The following is an 18,862-nucleotide window of genomic DNA, read 5'->3' as shown; positions in this document are numbered from 1 at the left end:
CCTTGTGGATCGGCGCTCAACGCACCGGTTCCAGCCACCGCAACCGCACCAGTCCGGTGGACAGCGCCGTGCCGCAGACGATCACGACGCCGCAGGTCAGCATCCAGGCGCTGATCGTCTCGCCCAGGAACACCGCACCGTAGAACAGCGCGAACACCGGGATCAGGAAGGTCACGGTCAGCGCCCGGGCCGGGCCGGCGCGCTCGATCAGGTGGAAGTACAGGATGTAGGCGATCGATGTGCACAGCACGGCCAGCGCCGCAACCGCCAGCCACGCCCCGGCGCCGGGTGCCTGCGCAGGCCACAGCCACCAGGTGGGCAGGGCCAGGGCCAGTGTGGCGCCGATCTGGCTGCCCGTGGCCGAAGCCATCGGGTGCACGCCCGTGAGGTAGCGCTTGGTGAAGCTGGCCGCGACGCCGTAGCACAGCGTGGCCAACAGGCAGGCACCCATGGCCACCAGCGACATCGCGTGGCCACCCGCGCTCACCACGCCACGCGCATCCACGCCGGACTTTCCCAGCACCAGCAGGGTGACGCCCACGAAACCGATTGCCAGACCGAGCACGCGCGAACCACCCGGGCGGTCCTTCAGCCAGAGCCAGGCCACCAGCGCGCCGGTGAGCGGCACCGTGGCGTTGAGGATGGCCGAGATGCCGGTGGGGATGTGCAGCACCGCGAACGAGAACAGCAGGAAGGGCAGCCCCGAATTGAGCAAGCCGACGATGAGGATGGGCCGCCAACGCGCCACGAAGCCTTGCCACACCGCAGGCCGCAGGAACACCGGCAGCAGGCACAGCGCCGCGATGCCCACGCGCAGCCCCGCCGTGGCCACCGGCCCGAACTCGGCCGCACCCAGGCGCATGAACAGGAAGGACGCGCCCCAGAGCGCGGCCAGGACGATGAATTCGAGCAGGAGGAGCGGGGTCATGCGAGCAGGGGTTGTGCGGCGTCGGCCTCGAGTTGCAGCAGCGCGGCCTTGCGCGGCAGCCCGCCAGCATAGCCGGTGAGATCGCCGCGCGCGCCCAGCACGCGGTGGCAGGGCACCACGATGGACAGCGGGTTGCGTCCCACCGCGGCGGCCACGGCGCGCACCGCGCTGGGTGCATCCAGTCGTTGCGCGAGCGCGCCATAGCTCAGCGTGTGGCCAGCCTCGATGCCGCGCAGCGCCTGCCACACCGCGCGCTGGAACGGCGTGCCGGTCGACAGGTCCAGCGGCAGATCGAACACCGTTCGCTGACGCGTGAAGTAGGCCAGCAGTTGTTGCCTCGCTTCGCGCAGAACGGGGTGCGCCGGGTTCGGCTTCCATCGTTGCACCACGGCCGCATCGGGCGCGTGGCGTTGGTCGTGGAACCACACGCCCACCAGCGCATCGTCGGTGGCGGCCACGCGCATCTGGCCCAGCGGTGTGGAAAGCTCGGTGCAATGCAGGTCGGCGGGCAGTTTCATGGCGTGCTCGTGGAAGGTTGATGCAGACCGGCCCAGGCACGCAGCACGGCGTAGCTGCGCCAGGGCCGCCAGGCCTGCGCGGCGGCCTCGCAGGCGCGTTCGCGCTCGCGCGGTGTGCCCTGCAGGCCCAGCGCGTGGTGCAAGGCAATGTCGCCCGCGGGCCAGGCATCGGGCCAGCGCAGCGCGCGCATGGCGATGTACTGCGCCGTCCAGGCGCCGATGCCGGGCAGGGCTTGCAGCGCCTGAACGGTGTGTGTCGGGTCGGCATGCGGGCCGAGGTCGAGTGTGCCGCTGTGCACGGCGCGCGCCAGGGCCTGGATCGCGCCCTGACGCTGGCGCACGATGCCCAGTTCGCCGAGCGCGTCGGCGTCGGCTGCGGCCAGTGCCTGGGGCGCCGGGAACAAGCGCGTGAGGCCGGTGTCGGGCGTGTCGATGGGCTCGCCGAAGCGCGACACCAGCCGCGCCGCCAACGTGCGAGCCGCCGCCACCGTGACCTGCTGGCCCAGCACCGCGCGCACCGCAAGCTCGAAGCCGTCGATGGCACCTGGGACGCGCAGGCCGGTGCCGCCGGGGAAGTGCGCGCCCAGCACGGCATCGATGGCTTGCGGGTCGGCGTCCAGGTCGCACAGCGCTCGAACGCGCCAGATCAGTGCGGGCAGGGCGGGCAACAGCCCGTCGCTGGCGTGCAACCAGACGCGGTGGCGCGCGGGTTCGAACTGCAGGCCGAACCAGCCGCTGTGGGTACCGTGACCACTGGTGATGCGCAGCGTGCGCCAGTAACGCAAGGCATCAAGGTCGATCGCGTCCACGCCGGGCAGCAGTCGATCGGCCAGGAAGCGCAGCATGGCTGTGGTGTCCAACGGCGGCCGCCAGCCCAATGCGATGGCCCGGCTGCCGCCGACGTCGGTGCCACGCCGCCGCAGCGCGAGCGGGTTCAGGCCGTAGCGCTCCTTGAGCGCGGCGTTGAAACGTCGCAGGCTCGCAAAGCCGCTGGCCTGTGCCACCGCACCCACCGGCAGGGTGGTGTCGGTGAGCAATTGCTTGGCCGCCAGCAGGCGGCGTGTGTGCAGCACCTGCAACGGCGACACGCCCAGCCGCGCTTCGAACACGCGGCGCAAGTGTCGATCGCTCACGCCCAGGCGGGCGGCCAGGCGCTGCATGGCGGGGCCGTCGTCGCCGCTCCATTGCGCCGGGTCGTCGAGCAGGCGGCTGGCGTGTTGCACCAGCAGTTCGCCAGCGTCCTGCGTGCTCCAGGTGCGTGCTTGCGGCGCCAGCTCGGGGCGACAGCGCAGGCAGGGACGAAAACCCGCGCGCTCGGCCTGTGCCGGGCCGTCGAAGAAACGGCAGTTGGCGCGCCGTGGCGTACGCACCGAGCACACCGGACGGCAGTAGATGCCGGTGGAGGTGACGCCGGTGAAGAAGCGGCCATCGAAGCGCGCGTCGCGCGTGCACAGCGCCAGGTAGCGGGCGTCGTCGTCGAGGGCTTCGGGCTGGTCCATGGGGTACATCCTAGGCCACGGCGGGCCGCCCGACTCGCCGTTTCCGGACATGATCCTTCGCCGCGGTGAAGTACGTGCTTTCTACAATGGCCGCTTTTGTGGAATCGAAACGGGAGCCCCTGCATGCAAGTGTCCGCCTCCATCTTCAAGGCCTATGACGTGCGCGGCATCGTGCCCAGCACCCTCGACGAGCGTGTGGCCGAGGCCCTGGGTCTGACCTTTGGCACCGTGGCGCGGCAGCAGGGCGAGCGCAGCGTGGCCGTGGGACGCGACGGACGCTTGAGCGGGCCGGCGCTGTCATCGGCCCTGATCCGTGGGTTGGTGGCGGCAGGCATCGACGTGATCGATGTCGGCATGGTGACCACGCCCATGCTGTACTTCGCGGCCGCCACGCTGTGCAACAGTGGCATTCAGGTCACAGGCAGCCACAATCCCAAGGACTACAACGGCTTCAAGATGGTGCTGGGCGGCCGTGCCATCTACGGTGAGGACATTCAGGCACTGCGCAAGCTGATCGAGAGCGAAGGTGGCCTGCGTGCCGATGGGGGGCGCGTGCGCAACGTCAACATCGAGGGCCCTTACCGTGACCGCATCGTGGGCGATGTCAAGCTCGCGCGCTCGATGAAGATCGTGGTCGACTGCGGCAACGGCGTGGCAGGGGCGTCGGCACCGGCGATCTTGCGTGCCCTGGGCTGCGAGGTGATTGAACTCTTCAGCGAGGTCGACGGCAACTTCCCCAACCATCACCCCGACCCCAGCAAGCCCGAGAACCTGCGCGACCTGATCCGCACGCTGGCCGAGACCGATGCCGAACTCGGCCTCGCGTTCGACGGCGACGGCGACCGCCTGGGCATCGTCACCAAGCGGGGCGACAACATCTTCCCCGACCGCCAGATGATCCTGTTCGCGCAGGACGTGCTCTCGCGCGTGCCGGGTGGCAACATCATCTACGACGTGAAGTGCTCGCAGCGCCTGGGCCCGGCCATCGAGGCCGCGGGGGGCGTGCCACACATCTACAAGACCGGCCACTCGCTGATCAAGGCGCGCATGAAGGAGCTCGACAGCCCGCTCGGTGGTGAAATGAGCGGCCACATCTTCTTCAAGGAGCGCTGGTTCGGTTTCGACGATGGCACCTATGCGGGCGCGCGCCTGCTCGAGATCCTGAGCCGCCACGCCGACGCCAGCGCGGTGCTCGAAGCCCTGCCCACCAGCCACAGCACGCCCGAGCTCAACGTGGCCTGCGCCGAAGGCGAGCCGCATGCGGTGGTGAAGACGCTAGTCGATCTCGCGCGCTTCGATGCGCCCGCGCAGTTGTCCACCATCGACGGCGTGCGCGTGGACTGGCCCGACGGCTTCGGTCTGATCCGCGCCTCCAACACCACACCGGTGCTGGTGCTGCGCTTCGAAGGTCAGACACCCGAGGCGCTCAAGCGCATCGAGAGCACCATGCTCGAACTGCTCAAGCGGGCCAAACCCGACGCGGTGGTCGGTGCCAGCGCCCATTGACATGAACGCCGGCGATCCGCTCGATCAGGTCACGGTGGTATTGGTGACCTACCACAGTGCCCACTGCCTCGATGCGCTCGACGCGCTGATCGCACACTGCCCGCACGTGGTGGTCTCCGACAACGGCAGTGGCGACGGCACACCCGCCAAGGCGCGCGCGCGCTGGCCGCACGCCGTGGTGCTCGAGCATGGTCGCAACCTCGGCTTCGGCACCGCGAACAACCGTGCGCTGGCGCAGGTGAAGACGCCCTTCGCTTTCCTGCTCAACCCCGATTGCGAGGTGACGCCCGATGGACTGGGTGCGCTGGTCCGCGCTGCGCACGACATGCCCGAAGCGGCCATCCTGGCCCCGCAGCTCGAAGGCGCCCCCGGACAGCCCGACGTGAACTACCGCTGGCCCAATGTGCTGTGGAAGTCCAGCGGCCCCGGCGCCGACGCGCCGGCCTGCGTGGGTTTCGTGGTTGGCGCGGCCATGCTGTTTCGCCTCGAGCGCTTCGACGGCGTGGGCTTCTTCGACGAACGCTTCTTTCTCTACTACGAAGACGACGATCTCTGCCTGCGCCTGTTCCAGGCGCGCCGTCCCATCGTGGTCTGGCCCGCCGTGGCCGCGGTGCACCGAGCGCGCGGCTCGGTCAAGGGCAGCAAACCGTGGAAAAGCGAATACCTGCGCGGCTACCACCACGCGCAATCCAAGCTCATCTACACCGCCAAGCACCGCTCGGTGACGCAGGCGCGCAGCCAGCGCTGGCGTGTGCTGGCGGGCACCACGCTGGTCCTGCCACTGCGTGCCATCGCGTGGTCGCCGCGGCTGCTGGCGCGCATGGCGGGGCGGTGGGTGGGGTTGCTGCGCTGGAGGCACGATGCCTGACGTACCTCGTCCCACGCTGGGCATTGCGGTCCTCACGCTCAACGAAGCGCAGCGCATCGAGGCCTGCCTGCGAAGCGCCGCATTCGCCGATCAACTGGTCGTGGTCGACAGCGGCAGCACCGACGGAACGCGCGAGAAAGCCGCAGCGCTGGGTGCCGAAGTGCATCTGCACGCCGACTGGCAGGGGTTTGCGCTGCAGCGCACGCGCGCGTTGCAACGGCTGCATACCGATTTCGTTTTCTTCCTCGACGCTGACGAGGAGATATCGCCCGCGCTGCGTGCCGAGATCGAAGCCGCGGTCGCATCGGGCGATGACGCAGCCTGGCGCGTGTGGTGGGACGAGGTGGCCTTTGGCCGCGCGCTATCGCGCATGAAGCCACGCGGCGGCATACAACGTCTGTTCAAGCGCGAAACGCTGGAACGCTTCGAGGGTGTGGTGCACGAGGCGCCGGTGCTGCGTCACTCGGTGCCGGTTCGTTCGTTGCGTGAGCGACTGCTGCACCACTCGCGTCCCACGGTGTACGGCAGCCTGCGCAAGCTCGCGCAGTACGTGCAACTCGGCGCGGCCAAGCGTGGTGCGCAGGGCAAGAAAGGCGGTGTGCTGCGGGGCTTGGTGATGGGCGGCGTGGTGTTCCTGCGCGTCTATCTGTTCCAGCGCGCCTTCCTGTGCGGGGGGCCGGGGTTCCTGTACGCACAGTTCATCGCGCTGGAAACCTTCTTCCGTTACGCCGCGCTGCACTACGATGTCGACGCCGCGAGCGAATTGGCGCGCCGCTGAGCGCAGTATCGGATCCGGCTCAGCGCGGCTCAGTTGCCGCCCAGGCGCATTTCCAGTTTGAGTTGCCAGTATGCGAGCGTATCGCGCCAGCCGATCGTCAGTTGCGGGTGGCGGCGGTCGGGGTTGCGCAACGCGGGCTGGATCAGGTGCCGGTCAAACAGGTTCATCACGCGCGCGGGGTTGTAGAGCGCGGTGTAGCGGTCCCAATGGCCGGCGCGCACGGCAATCTTGTCGAGCGTGGTGATGGCGTGCACCAGACCGTCGGCGTCGTGGTAAGGCCAGCCCGCGTCGCCCAGCACGGCCAGGTGATGGCGGTGCTTGCTGTATGCGTAGGTGAACACCGGCTTGTTGCGCACCGAGAACTCGCCGCACGCCAGGCCGAAGGATTCGCCCTGCAGGCGCGCGTGCAGCATGGCGTCGCAACTGTTGATGAAGCGCGTCTTGCGCAGCAGGTCACCGGTGCCAGGCAGGAAGATCGCTCGCGGGTGATCCACGAAACGCTCGATGTTGAGGAAGACGAACCACACCGCGGGGGCGGTGTCGAGAACGCGACGCACGGCCTCGACGGCGCAAGGCACGTCGAAGCTTTTTGCACCGCCGTGGCAACCCAGCACCGTGGCCTCATCGGGAATGCCCAGTTCGGCGCGCAGGTCGTCATCGACCGCAGGCAGCGTGACGATGTGTGGAACGGCTGGAATGTTGCCGCGCGAACAGCGCTCGCTGAGCCAGTTGGAAATGAAGGCAAAGGACGCGCCGTGCGCCTGGCGCGGCGCGGTGGGGAACACCGCGTGGACCATGGTTGGCACACGCAGCGAGAGCAAGCCGTCAGGCCGCCCGGCCTTGATGGCGTAAAGCAGGTTCGCACCACAGCGCTGCAAAAGCCCATCGATTTCGCTTCGGTCTCGGTAGCACAGCAGCTCGAAGCGGTGTGCGAATCTGTCGACCGCCTGCGGATCGTTGTGTGCGCTGTCGGCCGGGTACAGCACCACGCTGCGATGGCCGAGCTGTTGTTCTGCGCCCTCGGCGTAGTCGTACAAGGCAACCTCGGTGCCGCGCAGCGAAAGCTGGTTGGAGTGGAAGGCGATGGTGAGCGCGGTCATGTCGGCGCTCCCGCCGTCCGCCGCGCACGCAGCCCTGCCATGATGAGTGCGCTCATGAGGATGAGGCAGTGGCTTTCTGTGGAGAGCCAGAAGGCACTGTGCGTGCTGGCCGCCACGACAGCCACGGCCACGAAGGCCAGTGTGAAGGCCTTGTGTGCGGGTGGTTGCCGCAAGGCCGTGCGCCCGATGACGGCCAGGTAGGCCAGAAAGAGGCTCAGGCCGATGAGGCCTTGCTCGACCAGGAAGAACAGGAACTGGTTGTGCGGGTGTGGGCAGGTCACCGAGCACCACTCGACGGTCGAAAAATACTTGCTGGCAAGCACCGGGTATGCCGCCGTGCCTTGGCCGAAGAAGGGTGCTTCTCCCGCCGCGCTGAGTGCCAGTTTGATCATCTCCACGCGCGCCCCGGCGGACGTCACGTTCCCCAGGCCGGACTGTGCCAAGGCGGCCATTGCGTCTGTCCAGGCGTTGGCCAGCCGCTCGTGCAGAACCGGCGAGAGCCACCAGGTCATCAGGATCAGGACCAACAACCCGGCACCGATCGACCAGGCCTGCATGCGTGAGCGCGAGGCCACGAAGGTCAGACCGAATACCACGGTGGCGGCGGTCAGCGTCAAGTACCCCGTGCGCCCATGGGAGAGGGCGACGATCGATATTGCGGCCAGCACCCAGAGGGCCATGGCCATCGCCTGCTTCACGCGTGACGCAGAGGTGACCACCGTGAAGGCGCATATCGTGGTGAACAGTGTCATCATCAGGCCCTGCGAGATGTAGTCCTTGAAGACGGTGTGATCGGACGCCAGACCCATGCGGTGGCCCCGTGTCCATGGGAAGTCGAGGAACACATCCAGCCATGAGATGGTGAGCGTGATCAGAAGCGCCAATGCAAAGCCTTGCCAGCACCGGCGGCGCACCGCTTCATCGTGCATCAGCGCAATGAACACCGGCACCATCAGGAACTTGAGGTACTTCTGCCAGAAACCAAGGATGTCCCTGTCCTGGGCCGGGGACCAGGCACTGGCGAGCAGAATCCATGCAAACAGGGCCACAGCGCACACAGCCAGCGGGTTGCGCATCGCCTCACGCAATCGAGAGCGCGCGCCAGGCCACGCCAGGGTGGGCAACCAGAATGCCAGCATCAGCAGCAGGCCGACGTTGGCCAGCGCCACCGACATCGGGAAGGCAAGGAACACCAGTGCAAGGCTCGCCTGTGCTGCGAGGGTGAGTGATCGTTCCAGGGTCATGTGGATTCCGGCTCCCGGTGCGTCCGGTATGCCTTGTTCAGCAAGGCCCAGTCGTCTTCATGCCAATGAAACACCGGCTCGCGCTTCGCTTCCTTGCGCAGCGAGCGCAGCAGGCGGGCCAGATTGGTGGCTTTCCATTCGTCACCGGGTCGGCGTTCGCATTTGTCGAAATCCACCACCCAGGCCTGGCCCTGGGTGTCGAGCAGCAGGTTGTGGGCGTTGAGGTCGGCGTGGAAGATCTGGCGCGCGTGCAGCTGTCGAATCGCATCGCCCAGAGCCGCCCAGGTGTCGGGTGTGGGTCGCGCCTCGCGCAGGCATTGCACGAGGTTGCGCGTGCCGGGCAGCCACGCCACGGCGATGTCGGCGCTGTAGCTGAAGGCGTGAGGATGGTGCCTGGCGGCCACGGGTGCGGGCACGGGCAGATCCCAGGCCTGCATCAGGCGCAGCAGCGCGAATTCGCGCATGGCGCGGCCGCGGTGCACGGGTTCGTGGGCGAAGCGATCGTCGCTCAGGCGTGCCACCAGGCCACCGCGGCGGTAGTGGCGCAGCACGTACGCGCCCAAGGGCGAGGGCACCAGCGCGGCCTGTCCGCGACCGCTGCCAGTGGCCAGGCGTTGCACGGCTTGCGCGGACGCCTGCGGTGCATCGCCCGCCTTGTCCGCGGGCGGCGCGAAATCACGGGGTGACAGAGTGGCCGCACGCGCGGGATCGCGCCACACGATGCTGCCGTCGTCGAGCGTGCCGGCCACCACGTTGCAAAGGCGTTGCGCTCGCACCAACCCGATGGCTGCGTGCAACGTGCTCAGGCAACGCGCGGTCGCACCGCGGTGGCGCGCCATCAGTGCCTGCGCGGCTTTGCCGCGCGCCATCCAGCCAGCGGGGTTTGCCAGTGCCTGTGTGACGGCGGCTTGCAGCGTCGCGGCATCGTCCACGCACAGGCCGGCTCCCGATTGCGCAGCCTCGTCGAACAGCGCGGGCGCGTTGTGCGTGTGCGGGCCGAACAACACGGGCTGCCCCAGCGACAAGGGCTCCAGGGGGTTGTGCCCGCCCACGGGCGCAAGCGTGCCCCCCACGAAGCACAACGCCGCGTGGCGGTACCAGAACAGCAGCTCGCCCATGGTGTCGGCCAGCAGCACGTGGTGTTCGGCGCGCACCGCCTCACCGCGGCTGCGCCGCGCGTGGGCCCAGCCAGCGCGGCTCAGCGCCTGCGACACGTCGTCAAAGCGCTGCGGGTGGCGTGGTACCAGCACCAGCAACGCGTCGGGATGCGTCCTGGCGATGGCCTGCCAGGCCGTCAGCCACACGGCCTCGTCGCCTTCGTGGGTGCTGCCCGCCACCACCAGTGGGCGGCCCTGCAGATCGGGCGGCAGAGGTGGCAGGTTGGCTGGTGGGGCGATGTCGAACTTGAGGTTGCCGCTCACGGCCAGTTGCGACGCTGGCACACCGAGCGCCGCGAACCGCGTGCCGCTGGCCGCGTCGACCGCGGCCACCTGCAGGCGCGGCCAGGCGTGGGCCATCACGCCCCGCCATCGTTGGTAGCGGCGCGCCGCAGCCTCGGTGAGGCGCGCGTTCAACAGCACCAGCGGCATGGCCCGATCGGCGCAGGCGAACAGCCACTGCGGCCAGAGTTCGCGCTCGATCAGCACCAGCGCCTGCGGTTGCAGGCGGTCCAGAAAGCGGCTCACCGCGCCCGGCGTGTCGAGCGGCGCGTAACGGTGCGCGATGCGATCCCCCCAGGCGGCACGCAAGGCGCCCAGGCCGGTGGGTGTCTGTGTGGTGACCACGATCGTGTGGTCCGGCCATTCCTGCAGCAAGGCTTCGATCAAGGGCCGCGCGGCCTGCACCTCACCCAACGAGGCGGCGTGCAGCCACAGGCCGCCCATGTGGCGTGGCTCTACCGGGATGAAACCCAGCCGTTCGCGCAGCCGTTCGCGGTAGCCTGGCTCGCGCCGACCGCGCCACCAGAACCAGCCCAGCAGGGGGAGCGCGAGTCCGCGCATGAGCAGCCGCCAGGCGCGCAGCGCGGCGGTGGCGCGCGGCGGGCTCAACGCCAGTGGTCGGCCACCCATTGCGTGGGTAGCACGCGCCGGTACCACTTGCCGCTCACGCCGGCGATGGCGTCGGGCGGATTGGGTTTGCCGTGGAAAGCGATGATCCGCGCGCCCGGTGGAATCACCGGTGGCTGGAACCAGCCCATGAGGCCACGGCGCATGCAATGGCGCTTGAAGCTCACGCACCAGCCCTCGGGCCAGTAGCGCACCTTGCCCTGGCGGCCCAGGAAGCCGGTGATGTATTCCTGCTCGTTGCGCACGTCAGCGATGGACTGCGGGTAGCCGCGCTTGAGATGTTCGAGCGCGTCGGTGTGGGCGCCGATCGTGTAGAGGTAGCACGAGGTGTTGCCTGTGCCGTCCTGCTTGTCCCATTCCTTGATCACGATGAACTCGCCCGGCTCATCGAAGAACGGATCCAGGCTGTCGACGATGACGATGTCGAGGTCGAGGAAGAGCGTGCGGCCCTTCAGGTCGTACAGCGGATCGGCAAAGCTCGTGAGCTTGAGCCAGCCGTGACCGAAGGTCCAGGGTTTGCGCTGGTCGAATTCGTCGAACCCCACGGCCGGGATCGGCTTGACTTCGATGGACGGATCGATGCCGGTACCGTCGTCGGTGAGGCAGACAAAGCGGAACGGCCGCTGCAGGTGCCGCGACACCATGCTGTGGAGCTTGTTGACGTATTCGGGGCCGTACTTGCGGCCCCATTTGATGCACAGCACGTTGACGGCTTGCACGTCGTCTCCGGAGGGGGGTTGGGCGGGCATCGCGGGAGTTTATCGGTTCTGGCTCGCGGGTCGGGCCGCCCCGCCCGCGCTGGCTGCCTCAGCGCGCCAGCAGCGCATCCACCGGCTGCAGATCCGTGGGCGTGAGCTCTCCGCTCGCCTGCTTCAGCCGCAGCGTGCCCAGGAGCACGTTGTAGCGCGCCTGCGCGAGGTCGCGCTTGGTCTGGAACAGCTGACTCTGGGCGTTGAGCACGTCGATGTTGATGCGAACGCCGACCTGGTATCCGAGTTGGTTGGCTTCGAGCGCGCTCTGGCTGGACGCTTCGGCGGCTTCCAGCGCCTTGACCTGGCCCTGGCCCGAGACCACACCGAAGAAGGCGCTGCGCGTGGCGAGGTCGACACCGCGGCGCGCCGATTCGAGATCGGCGCGGGCCTTTTCCTCCAGCGCGAGCGTCTGCTTCACACGGTTCTGGATCGCGAAGCCCGCGAACAGCGGCAGGTTGAATTGCAGGCCGACGCTGGCGTTGTTGTTGCGCACGTTGCCCGGGATGCCCTGGACGACGCTGGCGTTGTTGTTGCGCACGTTGCCCGGGATGCCCTGGATGCTCGAGGGTGCGCGGCTGACCTGGTACTGGCCCACGAGGTCCAGCGTGGGCTTGTGACCCGCCTCGGCACGCTGTGTTTCGAGCTGTGCGATCTCCAGGTTGCGACGCGCCTGCAGCACGGTGGGGTGGTTCTCGCCGGCGCGCTCGAGCCAGGCCTGCGGCTCGGCGGGCTGCAGCGGCGGCAGGTTCACGGGGGCGGCCAGCGGGCGCGGCGTGACCCCGCTGCGGCCCACCAGCTGGTCAAGTGCCAGGCGCTTGACGCGCAGGTCGTTTTCCGAAGCGATTTCCTGCGCGACCACCAGGTCGAAGCTGGCTTGCGCCTCGCGGGCGTCGGTCACGGTCGCGGTGCCGACCTCGAAGTTGCGCCGTGCGGCGGCCAGCTGCTCGGCCACGGCGGTTTTCTGCGCACGCACGAAGGTCAGCGTGTCCTGCGCCGCGAGCACGTCAAAGTAGGCCTGCGAGGTGCGGATGATCAGGTCCTGCTCGGCCTGCGTGAGCTGGGCCTGGGCGATGTCGATCGACAGCTGGGCCTGGTAGTTGGCGAGCTTGTTGGCGGGGCGGTAGAGCGGCTGGCTGGCCGAGAGCGTGACGTTCTGGCTGTTGCTCGTGCCGTCGAGCAGGTTGTTGTTGCTGTCGCGGCGGCTCCAGTTGGCGCCGGCACCCAGGCCCACCTCGGGCAGCAACCCGGCACGCGCCTGCGCGGACTGCGCCAGGTTGGCGTCGTACTGCGAGCGCGCGGCCAGGTAAGTGGCGTCGTAGCCGCGCGCGGCCTCGAACAGCTCGGCCAGGCTCTGCGCTTGCGCCGCCGACATGCCGCCCAGGGCCAGGCAGGCGGCCAGCACGAGCGGATGCAGTCGTCGTCGGGCGGGGCGGCGGTCGGGCAGGGCGGCGTGCATGGTCGGGGTCCTTGGGCGGGGATGGTCAGTAGAGCGGTACCGAGGGGTCGCGCTCGCGCGACCACAGGTCGATACCGCCATGGATGTTGACGACCTGGGTGAAGCCCTGGTTCGTCAGGAAGTGCGTGACCTGCGCACTGCGCGCACCGTGGTGGCACAGGCAGGCGATGGGCCGTTCGGGGTCGAGCTCGCCCAGGCGTTGCGGAATGCTGCGCATCGGCATGTGCACGAGCTCGAAGCCTTGCGGTGTGACGCTGGCGGTCTGCAGCTCCCAGGGCTCGCGCACGTCGAGCACCACGGGCAGCGCGGCGCCGTCCGTCTGGTGCTGGCGGACCCAGTCGTCGAGCTGGGCGGGGGTGATGGCCTGCATGGTGCGCGTCGGCTCAGAAACGGAAGCGCGACGGCGCCGGGAAGTTCCGCAAGCGCTGTGCCACCGTGTCCCAGGGCTGGGCGGTGTGGAAGTCGGCCTCGGCGCGGCGCGTGATGAGCGTGGCGCGCATCACCGGTTCCTCGCCGACGATCGCGAACAGGCGTCCGCCCGGGGCGAGCAGGCTCAGCAGCGCGGGCGGCACCTCGGCGACCGAGCCGCCCAGCACGATGGCGTTGAACGGCGCGTCGGTGCGGCACAGGGCGAAGTCGTTTGCGCAAGCATCGCCCTCGCGCACCTGCACGTTGCCGATCCCGGCGCGCTGCAGGTTCTCGCGTGCGCCGCGGGCCAGCGCGGGGTCGATCTCGATGCTGACCACACGCTGCGAGAGGCTGGCGAGCAGGGCGGCGGTGTAGCCGCTGCCAGTGCCGATCTCGAGCACGTTGTCGGTGGGCTGGAGCGCCAGGTCCTGCACCAGACGAGCCTGCACGCGCGGCGCCAGCATGCAGGCGTCACCGGTCAGCGGCAGTTCCAGGTCGGCGAAGGCCAGGGCGCGGTGCGCCTCGGGCACGAAGGCCTCGCGCGGCACGCGGGCCAGCAGGTCGAGGACGCGGGCGTCGAGCACCTCCCAGGGGCGGATCTGTTGCTCGATCATGTTGAAGCGGGCCTGCTCGAGGCTCATCGCGGTGTTCATCTCGGTTCTCCAGGTGTGTTCGGCAAAACCCGCAAATTTTAGGAGGCGGACCCGCTCGGCGCGGTGAAGGCGGGCGGCAGACCCGCCTTGCGGCGCAACCAGGCGGCGAAGTCGTCGAGGTAGCCATACACCACGGGCACCACCACCAGCGTCAGCAGCGACGAGGTGATGACGCCGCCGATGACGGCCTGGCCCATGGGCGCGCGCTGCTCCGAGCCCTCGGTGAGCGCAAAGGCCAGCGGCACCATGCCGAACACCATGGCCAGCGTGGTCATGAGGATCGGACGCAGCCGCACCTTGGCGGCCAGCAGCAGGGCCTCGTCGCGTGGCAGCGCGGGCCCGCCGGCGCGGCCTTCGCGGGCGCGGATGGCGAAGTCCACCAGCAGGATGGCGTTCTTGGTCACCAGACCCATGAGCAGCACGATGCCGATGATGGAGAACATGCTCATGGTGGAGCCGAACATCAGCAGCGCCAGCACCACGCCGATGAGCGTGAGCGGCAGCGAGGTCATGAGCGAGAGCGGCTGCAGGAAGCTCTGGAACTGGCTGGCCAGGATCATGTAGATGAAGATGATGGCCAGCGCCAGCGCCGACAGCGCGTAGTTGAAGGATTCCTGCATGTTCTTGGTGGAGCCGCCGAACTCGTAGCGATAGCCCGGCGGCAGCGCGATGCCGTCCAGCGCTGCGCGGATGTCGGCCGTGACCTCGCCGGCCGATCGGCCATAGACGTTGGCGTTGAAGGCCACCTCGCGGTTGAGGTTCTTGCGGTTGATCTGGTTCGGACCGGTGGTCTCCACCAGCTGCGCCACCTGCGACAGCGGCACCGTGCGCGCGGTGCCGTCGGCCGCGCTGCCCACCATGAGCGGCAGCTGAGCGAGGTCGGTGGTGCGCTGGCGCGCGTCCGGCGCCAGGCGCACGATCACGTCGTAGGTCTCGCCGTTCTGCGCGCGCCAGTTGCCCACCGTGGTGCCGGCCACCAGGGTGCGCAGCGCGCCACCCACGGCGGCGGTGGACAGGCCGAGGTCGGAAGCGAGCTCGCGGTTGAGCACCACGTCCACCGTGGGTTTGTCGGGCTTCACGCTGGCGTCGAGGTCGACCAGGCCGACAATGGGTTCGAGCTTCTCGCGCACCAGGCGGCTGAGCCGCTCCAGCTCGCCCAGGTCGTCGCCCTGCAGCGAAAACTCGATCTGCTTGTTGCCGCCCACGGCGTCGAGCAGCCCCACGTGCGTGACGGTGATGCCCGGCACGCTGCGCAGGCGTTCGCGCAGCAGGGCCGACATGGCGTCGGCATTTCGCGAGCGGTCCTTGCGGTCCACCAGGCGCACGTAGACGCTGGCGTACATGGGGCCCTGCGCGTTGCCGGTGTTGATGGTGGCCAGGGTGTAGCGCACCTCGGGGAACTCGCGCAGGATGGACTCCACCTCGCGCGCCTTGGCTTCGGTGGCCTGGATCGACGAACCCACCGGTGTGTGAAAACTCAACGAGGTTTCGGAGAAATCGGCCTTGGGCACGAACTCGGTGCCCAGCAGCGGCAGCATGAAGATGCTGGAGACGAAGGTGGCCAGCGCGAGCCCGAGCGTGGCCAGCTTGTGCTTGAGCGACCAGCGCAGCGCGCCCTGATAACCCTCGGCGAGGTCGTCCTGGAAGCGATCGAACCAATGCGTGACGCGACCCAGCGTGCGGTCGTACAGGCCCTTGCCGGGCGGCTTGCCGTGCGCGTCGATCGCCGGGTCGTGCCACACCGAGGACAGCATCGGGTCGAGCGTGAAGCTCACGAGCATCGAGATCAGCACGGCCGCCACCATGGTGATGCCGAACTCGTGGAAGAACTTGCCGATGATGCCGCCCATGAAGCCGATGGGCAGGAACACCGCCACGATCGACAGCGTGGTGGCGAGCACAGCCAGCCCGATCTCCTGCGTGCCGTCCATGGCGGCCTGGAACGGCTTCTTGCCCATCTGCACGTGGCGCACGATGTTTTCGCGCACGACGATGGCGTCGTCGATCAGCAGGCCCACCGACAGCGTGAGGGCCATCAGCGTGATCATGTTGATCGTGAACCCGAGCAGGTTCATGAAGAAGAAGGTGCCGATCACCGCGATCGGCAGGGTGAGCCCGGTGATGACGGTGGAGCGCCAGGAGTTGAGGAACAGGAAGACGATCAGCACCGTGAGGATGGCGCCCTCGATCAGGGTCTGGCGCACGTTCTGCACCGACACGCGGATCGGGCGCGAGCCGTCGGCAATGGGTTCGAGCTTCACGCCCGCGGGCAACTCGGGCCCCACGGCCTGGATGGCGGCGTTGAGGCCATCGACCACGGCGATGGTGTTTTCATCCTGCGATTTCTGCACCTGCAGCAGCAGCGTGCGCTGGCCGTTGTAGAGCGCCAGGCTCTCCACCTCCTGCGTGCCGTCCACCACGCGCGCCACCTGGCCCAGACGCACCGGTGTGCCGCCGCGGCGGGTGACGATGATGTTTTCGAAGTCGCGCGGGTTCTGTGCACGCGAGAGCACCTGCACCACGCGCTCGGCGTCGCGCGTCTTGAGCGTGCCCACCGGCACGTCCTGGTTGTCGCTGCGCAGCGCGGCGTTCACCTGCTCGGGCGTCACGCCCAGGGCCTGCATGGCCACCGGGTCGAGCTCGATGTTGATGGCGCGCTCGGTACCGCCCACCAGGTTGACGGCACCCACGCCGCGCACGTTCTCCAGCCGCTTCTTGAGCACCTGTTCGGCCCAGGTGGTGAGTTCCACCGGGCTGGGCGCGCGCGCGCCGTTCACCGCCTCGGGCACCACCGCCACCGACCAGATGGCGCGGCTGGCCGGGTCGAAGCGCAGCACGCGCGGTTCTTCCACCTCGTCGCGCAGCAGCGGGCGCAGGATGCCGATGCGCTCGCGTACGTCGTCGGCGGCCTTGCGACCGTCGACCGTGAGCTGGAACTCGATGATCACCACCGAGCTGCCCTCGTAACTGCGCGAGGTGAGCGTGTTCACGCCTGCGATGGCGTTGACAGCCTCCTCCACCTTCTTGGTGACCTCGCTCTCCACGATCTCGGGCGAGGCGCCGGGGTAGGCGGTGGTCACCACCACCACCGGGAAGTCGATGTTCGGGAACTGGTCGACCTGCAGACGCTGGTACGAGAAAGCGCCCAGCACCACGAAGGCCAGCATCACCATGGTCGCAAAGACCGGGTTGCGCAGCGAGACCTGGGTGAACCACATCGCGGTGTGCGCCTGTTCAGTTGGGGCTGTTCGTCGGCGTGGCCGCGAGTTTCACGCGCGTGCCGTCGCGAATGGCACCGGCCGTGGCGGCCAGGACCACGTCACCATCGGCCAGCATGGGCACGGCCTGGTGTGGCACGCCATCGGCCAGGCCCCGCGGTGGCAGCGGCTCGGGCAGATTCACGTGGCGCACCGTGTTTTCGCGCACCACCTGCACGTAAGGCGCGGGGCGGTCGTTGCGCACGGCCGATGCCGGCACCGCGAGCGCGGCTGTGCTGCCGGCCAGAATCTCGCCGCGCGCGAACAGGCCCTGGCGCATGCCGGAGGTTGCCGGCAGGCGCAGGTACACCAGCACGCTGCGGCTGCCGGGTTGCACGCTGGGGTTGATGCGCACCACGGTGGCGTCCACCGGTGCGGCCAGACCCTCCACCTGCAACCGCGCCTTCTGGCCCACCTGCACGCTCGCGGCATCCGAGGGACTGAGCGCTGCCTCCATCTCGAAGGCCGAGAGGTCCACCACGTCCACGACGCGGGCGTCCAGGCCCACGCGCTCGCCGTTCTGCACCAGCCGTGCAGCGATCTGCCCCGCGATGGGAGAACGCAGCACGGTGTCACCCAGCCCCTTGCGCGCAATGTCCAGCGCCGCCACGGCCGCGCGGTGCGTGGCCTCGGCCGCGGCCAGGTTGGCCTGCGAGTTCTCCAGCGCCGTGGCCGAGATGAAGCCTTGCTGGACCAGGGCCTGGTTGTTGGCTTGGCTGCGTTGCGCGATGCGCACCTGCGCCAGGGCCGACTCGGCCTGCTGCTCGGCCTGGCGCACGCGCGCCTGGGCCTCGGTGGGATCGATGCGTGCCACCACCTCGCCCGCCGCGACGCTGTCGCCCTCGCGTTTGGTGAGGCCTTGCAGCTCGCCCGCCACACGGGCCTTGATCGCCACTGTCTGCAGTGCTTCGATGGAGCCCGAGACGCTGGCTGTCTGCAACAGCGCCACGCTGCGCACGCGCACCACGTCGCGTTCGTTCACCTCGTAGACCGGCGCGGTCTGCAGCGCCTGGGCTGCGGCCTGCGCCTGCTCGGCCTTGGTGGCCCGCTTGTCGAGCGCACGCACCACGCCCCAGGCCAGGCCGGCAACCAGCAGCACCGGCAGCAGCCAGTAGATGAACGTCCGGGTACGCGAGGTGGTCATGGTCGGGGGTGCTTGAGCATGCCGCGCAGGATCAGGTCGACCTGCGTGTCGATGAAAGAAACCGGGTCGAGCTGGTGCGACGGCGGGCAGCACGGCGCCATGGAGTGCTTCCACATCAGCAGGAAGATCATGGGTGCGATCAGGCTGTAGACCGCGTAGTCCAGCGGCAGGTCACGGAACTCGCCCCGATCCACGCCGCGCTGCAGGATGCGGCGGATCAGCGCATGGCCGGGGCCGATGACCTCCTGCTGGTAGAAGGCCGCGATTTCGGGGAAGGTGCCTGCCTCGCTCATCACCAGCTTGGTGATGCCGGAGGCCGGGGTCATGCCGATGCGCTCCCACCAGGATTGCATGGCGTAGCGCACCAGTTCCACGCTGTCACCGGTGAACTGCTCGAATTCCTCGTTCCACTCGGTGAAGCGGCCCGCGATGTTCTCGCGCACCACGGCCTTGAACAGGTCTTCCTTGCTCGGGAAGTACAGGAACAGCGTGCCCTTGGACACACCGGCGTGCGCGGCCACCTCTTCGACGCGGGTGGCGGCAAAGCCCTTCTCCACGAACAGGTGAAGGGCGGCCTCGATCAGTTCGCCCGGGCGCGCCTCCTTGCGCCGCGCACGGCGGTGCGTGGCGGGTTCGTCTGACGGGCGGTTCGTGGGCATGGGTGGGGGCAATTACTGACCGATCG

16 protein-coding genes are annotated in these 18,862 nt (G+C 68.7%); 3 read left to right on the top strand and 13 right to left on the bottom strand.

What is annotated here, in order from left to right; genetic code table 11:
• Window positions 1-16: 16 nt before the first annotated feature.
• Genes M3149_RS16920 through M3149_RS16910 form a run of 3 tightly spaced genes read right to left on the bottom strand, consistent with a single transcriptional unit; the run spans window position 17 to window position 2,945 of the window.
• A complete protein-coding gene (locus M3149_RS16920) occupies window positions 17-928 on the bottom strand; it encodes a DMT family transporter (protein WP_251710724.1) in 912 nt (303 codons plus the stop codon).
• Window positions 925-1,446: a methylated-DNA--[protein]-cysteine S-methyltransferase gene (locus M3149_RS16915; protein WP_251710723.1), complete on the bottom strand. Its 522-nt coding sequence runs from the start codon at window positions 1,444-1,446 to the stop codon at window positions 925-927. The genes M3149_RS16920 and M3149_RS16915 overlap by 4 nt, the downstream gene beginning before the upstream one ends.
• A complete protein-coding gene (locus M3149_RS16910; protein WP_251710722.1) occupies window positions 1,443-2,945 on the bottom strand; it encodes a DNA-3-methyladenine glycosylase 2 family protein in 1,503 nt (500 codons plus the stop codon). The genes M3149_RS16915 and M3149_RS16910 overlap by 4 nt, the downstream gene beginning before the upstream one ends.
• Before the next feature lie 123 nt (window positions 2,946-3,068).
• On the opposite strand from M3149_RS16910, the gene M3149_RS16905 reads away from it, so the two are divergent.
• From M3149_RS16905 to M3149_RS16895, 3 genes are read left to right on the top strand one after another with little or no spacing between them, the layout of a single operon-like run.
• The gene (locus M3149_RS16905) at window positions 3,069-4,451 is read left to right on the top strand and encodes a phosphomannomutase/phosphoglucomutase (RefSeq protein WP_251710721.1); all 1,383 of its coding nucleotides are present in this window, start codon (window positions 3,069-3,071) and stop codon (window positions 4,449-4,451) included.
• 1 nt (window position 4,452) lies between these two features.
• Window positions 4,453-5,319, top strand: a complete 867-nt coding sequence (locus M3149_RS16900; protein WP_251710720.1) for a glycosyltransferase family 2 protein — start codon at window positions 4,453-4,455, stop codon at window positions 5,317-5,319.
• Window positions 5,312-6,097: a glycosyltransferase family 2 protein gene (locus M3149_RS16895; RefSeq protein ID WP_251710719.1), complete on the top strand. Its 786-nt coding sequence runs from the start codon at window positions 5,312-5,314 to the stop codon at window positions 6,095-6,097. Before M3149_RS16900 ends, M3149_RS16895 begins: the two co-directional genes overlap by 8 nt.
• 29 nt (window positions 6,098-6,126) lie before the next feature.
• Here M3149_RS16895 and M3149_RS16890 read toward each other — a convergent pair whose 3' ends face one another.
• From M3149_RS16890 to M3149_RS16845, 10 genes are read right to left on the bottom strand one after another with little or no spacing between them, the layout of a single operon-like run.
• Complete coding sequence (locus M3149_RS16890; RefSeq protein ID WP_251710718.1) at window positions 6,127-7,197, bottom strand: hypothetical protein; 1,071 nt, start codon at window positions 7,195-7,197, stop codon at window positions 6,127-6,129.
• Entirely contained in the window at window positions 7,194-8,441 is a 1,248-nt protein-coding gene (locus M3149_RS16885) for an O-antigen ligase family protein (protein WP_251710717.1), read from the bottom strand. The genes M3149_RS16890 and M3149_RS16885 overlap by 4 nt, the downstream gene beginning before the upstream one ends.
• Complete coding sequence (locus M3149_RS16880; RefSeq protein ID WP_251710716.1) at window positions 8,438-10,510, bottom strand: 3-deoxy-D-manno-octulosonic acid kinase; 2,073 nt, start codon at window positions 10,508-10,510, stop codon at window positions 8,438-8,440. Before M3149_RS16880 ends, M3149_RS16885 begins: the two co-directional genes overlap by 4 nt.
• Complete coding sequence (locus M3149_RS16875; protein WP_251710715.1) at window positions 10,486-11,256, bottom strand: glycosyltransferase; 771 nt, start codon at window positions 11,254-11,256, stop codon at window positions 10,486-10,488. Before M3149_RS16875 ends, M3149_RS16880 begins: the two co-directional genes overlap by 25 nt.
• A gap of 58 nt (window positions 11,257-11,314) precedes the next feature.
• Window positions 11,315-12,715, bottom strand: a complete 1,401-nt coding sequence (locus tag M3149_RS16870; protein ID WP_251710714.1) for a TolC family outer membrane protein — start codon at window positions 12,713-12,715, stop codon at window positions 11,315-11,317.
• Window positions 12,716-12,740: 25 nt separating this feature from the next.
• Complete coding sequence (locus tag M3149_RS16865) at window positions 12,741-13,085, bottom strand: rhodanese-like domain-containing protein (RefSeq protein ID WP_251710713.1); 345 nt, start codon at window positions 13,083-13,085, stop codon at window positions 12,741-12,743.
• A gap of 13 nt (window positions 13,086-13,098) precedes the next feature.
• The gene (locus tag M3149_RS16860; RefSeq protein ID WP_251710712.1) at window positions 13,099-13,776 is read right to left on the bottom strand and encodes a protein-L-isoaspartate O-methyltransferase family protein; all 678 of its coding nucleotides are present in this window, start codon (window positions 13,774-13,776) and stop codon (window positions 13,099-13,101) included.
• Between the two features lie 38 nt (window positions 13,777-13,814).
• Window positions 13,815-16,994: an efflux RND transporter permease subunit gene (locus tag M3149_RS16855; protein ID WP_251710711.1), complete on the bottom strand. Its 3,180-nt coding sequence runs from the start codon at window positions 16,992-16,994 to the stop codon at window positions 13,815-13,817.
• 16 nt (window positions 16,995-17,010) lie between these two features.
• Window positions 17,011-18,177 carry an efflux RND transporter periplasmic adaptor subunit gene (locus M3149_RS16850; protein WP_251710710.1) on the bottom strand — a complete coding sequence of 389 codons (1,167 nt, stop codon included), beginning with the start codon at window positions 18,175-18,177 and terminating at the stop codon, window positions 17,011-17,013.
• Window positions 18,174-18,836, bottom strand: a complete 663-nt coding sequence (locus tag M3149_RS16845; protein WP_251710709.1) for a TetR/AcrR family transcriptional regulator — start codon at window positions 18,834-18,836, stop codon at window positions 18,174-18,176. The genes M3149_RS16850 and M3149_RS16845 overlap by 4 nt, the downstream gene beginning before the upstream one ends.
• Window positions 18,837-18,862: the final 26 nt, after the last annotated feature.

It is taken from the genome of Hydrogenophaga intermedia (assembly GCF_023715105.1).
In the GTDB taxonomy this organism is placed as follows: domain Bacteria; phylum Pseudomonadota; class Gammaproteobacteria; order Burkholderiales; family Burkholderiaceae_C; genus Hydrogenophaga; species Hydrogenophaga intermedia_A.
The sequence above is the reverse complement of the archived record's forward strand: the minus strand, read 5'-3'. Positions and strand labels throughout refer to the sequence as shown.